This is a genomic window from Amycolatopsis palatopharyngis, from assembly GCF_003385185.1.
GTDB lineage: Bacteria > Actinomycetota > Actinomycetes > Mycobacteriales > Pseudonocardiaceae > Amycolatopsis > Amycolatopsis palatopharyngis.
The window spans coordinates 1-4,994 of sequence record NZ_PQHZ01000111.1 but is presented as its reverse complement, the minus strand read 5'-3'; the positions used below and the strand labels follow the sequence as shown (position 1 = coordinate 4,994).

The 4,994-nt window shown below is 69.1% G+C and carries 4 protein-coding genes; all 4 read left to right on the top strand.

Going from position 1 to position 4,994, the window contains the following annotated elements:
* Positions 1–170: 170 nt before the first annotated feature.
* The 4 genes from D0C15_RS33695 (at position 171) to D0C15_RS33680 (ending at position 4,973) form a co-directional block, all read left to right on the top strand.
* Complete coding sequence (locus D0C15_RS33695; RefSeq protein ID WP_116052073.1) at positions 171–590, top strand: hypothetical protein; 420 nt, start codon at positions 171–173, stop codon at positions 588–590.
* Positions 587–3,523: a BTAD domain-containing putative transcriptional regulator gene (locus D0C15_RS33690; protein WP_116052072.1), complete on the top strand. Its 2,937-nt coding sequence runs from the start codon at positions 587–589 to the stop codon at positions 3,521–3,523. Before D0C15_RS33695 ends, D0C15_RS33690 begins: the two co-directional genes overlap by 4 nt.
* A gap of 904 nt (positions 3,524–4,427) precedes the next feature.
* On the top strand, positions 4,428–4,604 hold the full coding sequence (locus tag D0C15_RS34880; protein WP_162830404.1) for a hypothetical protein: 177 nt from the start codon (positions 4,428–4,430) through the stop codon (positions 4,602–4,604).
* 45 nt (positions 4,605–4,649) lie between these two features.
* Positions 4,650–4,973 carry a hypothetical protein gene (locus D0C15_RS33680; RefSeq protein WP_116052074.1) on the top strand — a complete coding sequence of 108 codons (324 nt, stop codon included), beginning with the start codon at positions 4,650–4,652 and terminating at the stop codon, positions 4,971–4,973.
* Positions 4,974–4,994: the final 21 nt, after the last annotated feature.

The following is a 4,994-nucleotide window of genomic DNA, read 5'->3' as shown; positions in this document are numbered from 1 at the left end:
ATCTCGTCGAGAATCTCGACCATCAATCGGATTCTTCACACCAACGAGTGAACCCACTCCCACCAGGACAAGCGCCCGACCTGGCGCTAATGGTCCCCAACGAACCCACGGCAGTTCAGGCAATCGAGCCCTGACAACGGCAGCACCGTCACGGAAAGGAAAAGTCCGACATGGTCACATCGGAAGAGGAGATCGCCCGTCGCCTCGAGGAACGAGACTCCGTACGCAGCGCACGCCGATCCCAGGCGGCCACCACCGTGGGCGAGTTGACCCGTCGGCACACAGAGCTTGCCGGCCAGCTCGCCGAGCTCGAACGCGAGCTCGGCGAGGTCCTGACCGCGGCCGGCGACGTCATTGACGTGCCCGAACTAGCTCAGGTCACCGACATCGCCGCAGCCGACCTCACCCGCTGGCGCGACCAAGCGACCAAGCCCGCCCGCCGCGGTAAGCGCACCCGCCGCAGCTCGTCGAAGAACGACACCAAGGGCAACGGCACGGGGGCATCCGCCGAGCCGCCTGCGGCGCGTCCGACGGTGCCGGAATCCGCCGGCACGGGCGGAGTCGCGGTGGGAGTGGCGAGCAGCGGATGAGGGAGCCGTCGGGTCTCACCCGGATCGCGCGTGCCGCGCGGCTGCTGGGCCGGGCGGTACGCGGGCTGCTCGCGGTCGTCCTGCTGGCCGCGTTGGTCGCCGGGTTGCCGTTCGCGCTGATCTACGGGGTGGGATGGCCGTTGCCGGATCATTTGCCCAGCCTGGACGAGATCGGCTCGGCGCTCCTGGCGCCGATCTCGAGCACCTTCCTGCTTGACACGCTCGCGTGTCTGACATGGCTGCTGTGGCTGGTGTTCGTCACCGACGTCGCTGGGTGCGCGATCGAGGTCGCCCGTGGCGCTCGGTGGCCGCAGTTGCGTACCCAGACGGGGCCAGTGCGTCGCGTCGCGGCAGTGCTCGTCGGCGCCCTGCTGATCGCCGTGCTGGGTCGCACCGCCACCGCCGTACCCATTGCCCCAGCAGAAGCCGCTCGGCCCGTCGGCTACGCCCCGGTAGCCGCCACTGCGCCCGACTGGACGGAGCCGGTCAACAGCGACCACAACCAAACGGGTATCCCGCTGTCGCGGTCGCAGTCTCCGGTCGAGCGCGGAATCGAGCGGGTCCGAGCACCGGAGAACGGGGTGCACGACTCGCTGTGGCGGATCGCGCAGCGTCGCTTGGGTGATGGCGAGCGGTGGCCGGAGATCTGGGTCCTCAACGAGGGCCGCTCCCAGCCCAGCGGGCACGTGCTGACCGACCCGAACCTGATTTATCCCGGCGACACGCTCCTGCTCCCCAAGACCAGCGAATGCCGCACCCCGCCCGCGCTACCCCTCTCGGAACACGCGCCCCCGGCCCCGGAGTCGGTATCCCCCTCGCCGAGCACCGCCACACCACCGTCGTCGGCGCCCGCCCCGTCCACCACGCCCGTGGCCAAGGGCGCTGTCGAACAGGACGCGGACGACTCCGCTGGGGGTGCGGTGACCTGGGGCAGTGGCGAGGTGTTCGTCAGCCTGGGCCTGGCCGCGGCGGTCAGTGCGCTGCTGATGCTCGCGCGGCGACGGCACTCGGCGCGCTATCGGCCCGGCACCGGCCGGCGCGACGACGACCTGCCGGTCGCGCCCGTGGTGTACCAGCTGCGCCTGGCCCACCTCCGTGCTCAGCACTACGACGAAGACACCGACCTGGACGCCGCGAGCGAGCTGGACACCGACACACCGGCCGCCTCGCAGCGACACCGTGCCCGCGCCCAGTCGGATACATCACGATCGGGCACCGGCGCTCCAGGGCAGGCGAAGTTCGGGATTGAGGGGCAGGTGCGGGTTTTCGCGCCCCGCATCTGTCGAGTGATCGGGGCCACCAACAACGGCACCGGACCGGAGGACCCGCCGTCCCTAGTGGATATCGCCCTCGACACGAACACCGCCGAGGGCGAGGGGTCCCAGGTCGCGCTCGATCTGGCTCGTGTCCATGGTCTCGGCGTGGTGGGGCCCGGCGGCTACGCTGCGGCCCGCGCTCTGCTGCTCACCCTCCTCACCAGCAGGGGCGAGGACGAATCGGTGCCAACCGTGCTCGTGCCCGCCACGGACCTGGCCCGCGTGCTCGGCGTGGCGGTCGTCGCCGCGGACCTGCCGGACACGGTCACCGTGGCGGCCGACCTGGACACCGCACTGGCCGCCCTCGACGCGGCGGCATCACACCGGCCCACCGTTCTGATCGCGGCGCCTCCCCGGGAGCCAGGCCGGCAGGCACGGCTGCGGCACCTGCTCGACAACCACAGCCCGGTCAGCGCACTGCTGTTGGGTCAATGGCGCGCCGGAGTGACCGTGTACGTCACCGCGGCCGGGATCATCTCCGCGACCGACCCCGGCCTCGGCGAGCCGCTGCGCGGCACCCGCGCCTTCACGCTGCCCGAGACCGCGACCCGCGAGCTGCTGGCCTTCCTGCGCGCCACCCAGCCTGCTGAGGGCGCTAGTGGCGAACCCGAGCCCGCCCCCCGGCAATCGGCGACGTCACCGCAGGTGGAACCGCCCCAGCCCGATCACGCACGGGCCGGTCCTGATCGGCTGGAGATCACCTCGGGCCCGCCCGCGCCGCAGGTATCTCCTGTCGAGGCCGGTGAGCCTGCCGGTGAACCACGCACGCTGTCGCCGTCCACGGCGGAGACGACCGAGGAAACACCCGCACCGCTGGTGCTGACCGTGTTCGGCGCCCCGGCCCTGTACTGGCGACACGGCCCCGCACAGCCTGCGGCCGAGCCCCGCGACTTGTCCGGTGAGTTGAGCAGCCGACCGGTGGAACTGTTGGTGTATCTCGCTGTGCATCCCGCCGGGGTGCCCCGCGAGGGGATCGTGGATGCCCTCTGGCCCGATGCGCCGCCTCGCAACCCCGCCAGTGTGCTGCGCACGGTGCTCTCCCGGATTCGCCGAGCCCTGGACACCGCCACCGGCGGCGAGCTCGGCGAGCTGGTCCTGGTCGAGCACGGCCAGTACCGGCTCGATCCGGCCGTGGTGGAGGTGGACTACTGGGGCTTCGCCGGCGCGGTCACCGCTCGTCGCGCCGCCACCACACCGCAGCGGCGCACTGACGCGTGCGAGGCGATCGTGGCGCACTACGGCGGGCTGTTGGCCGAGGGCGTGGACGGGGAGTGGCTTGTCGCCGCTCGGGAATCGACCCGCCGCGACGCGCTCGACGCGGTGGCCGCGCTCGCCCGCGCCCGGGTGGAGGCCGACCCGGACTACACCCTGGATCTGCTGGAGACCGCGCGGGCATTCGATCCGCACAACGAACTGCTCTACCGCGACATCATGCGCCTGCAGCACGCACTCGGCTGGCACGAGGCCATCTCGCGCACCCTGACCCTCCTGCGGACCCGCCTGGCCGAGCTCGACGCCACCCCCACTACCGACACCGTGGACCTCGCTGCGCGGCTCCGCGCCCGCCACACCGGGATTCCCGTCGACGACGACGTCTCCCGATCCACGGCGCCGTGAATGAGCACACCGACAGTTCTCCATAACGCTTCGGCGAGACGGCAACCGGGACGTGATTCTCGCGCGGTCAAGGCAATTATGCGGAACAGCGAAATACCTCGTATTCCCGCCCCACTCCCGTCCGTGCCGATGCTAACGTCGACTGCAATAGCACAACCGTCGAGGGCAAAGACAAAGAACACCGTGGGCACGCGCCTATATTCCACAACATCACCGACACCATTACGCATCGAGTGTTGTGGGCGGCTGTCACGCACCACGAAGACGTCCCCGCGCAACATTTCTGGCCGAGACGTTCAGCGAGGCGCCGAGCGCCACCCGCTCTCGCGACCACCCACCGCCATCGGCGGGGACGACGCGGAGAGCGGCTGCCAACCGTGGGGCCGCCGACCCGGACTATCCGCCTCGTCCTCCGGTATCCGACTAAGGCGGATCCCCCCCGCGTCCGACGTTCTCGCAGCTCACACCCCTGCAGGGGGATCCACCGGTGTCCCAGACTCGCTTGACACCAAGCAGGAAAGCACATCAGACCCGGCGACGGAGTCACGCAATCCTCATCCTGACCTCGGTACTCACCTCTACATTCCACTCACGTTATCCACTCCTCGTCCTCCCTTCATTCTCTCTCAAAGGATCCGTATTTATCCGCGGTCTTTCTCAAGGCCGGCACCTCCATTTCGGAGTGGCGCGAAACGGGATGACCTGCACAAACAGGTCCGGAAAATGCGCGCGAATGATGGTGAAAAATGGCAAAAATTCCCCGAAAAGATCCCGGAAAACTATTGCACGACGTTCGGGGTCGAGTTACGTTTGTTGTGTCGCCGGGAAAACCGGAAACCACAACGAACCACCCGCCCCGGATTCGAACCATTGCCCGGGACGTCGGAAAACCACCAATTCACGAATGGGGACCGCTATGTGCTACGCCGACACCGCCACCAACCCCGACGGAACCGCCACCGCGTTTTGCTACTGCGGCTGGACCGAAGAACACCCCACCCCCGACGCCGCCGACACCGCCGCCGACACCCACGAACGGGCCACCGACGCCGCCGAAGCCGCATTCGCCGCCACCCGCTGAATGACCACCCGCGCGACCGCGCACCACCGAAAAAAGGGGCACACCGTGAACCACAACGCCAACGACCCGCGCACCGTGTACGTCATTGACCCCGACGCCGACCCCGGGCCACTGCCGGACATCGTGGTGCGCCGTTTCGTCGACAACGGGTGCACGGTCACGGGGGTGGTGATCGACCCCGCCGACGCGCAACAACTGTTGTACGGCGTGGTCACCCGACCCGACGGAACACTCGCCGGAACCTATTACCCCGCCGACACCGTGCGCGGTGAGCACTGGCGAATCGTGACCGCCGACGGCACCCACTACCACGCCAACAGCGAGTCCCACGCGGTGAAAGCACTGACCACCACGTTCGCCACCGACTGACCCGCCACACCACCCCCGCCA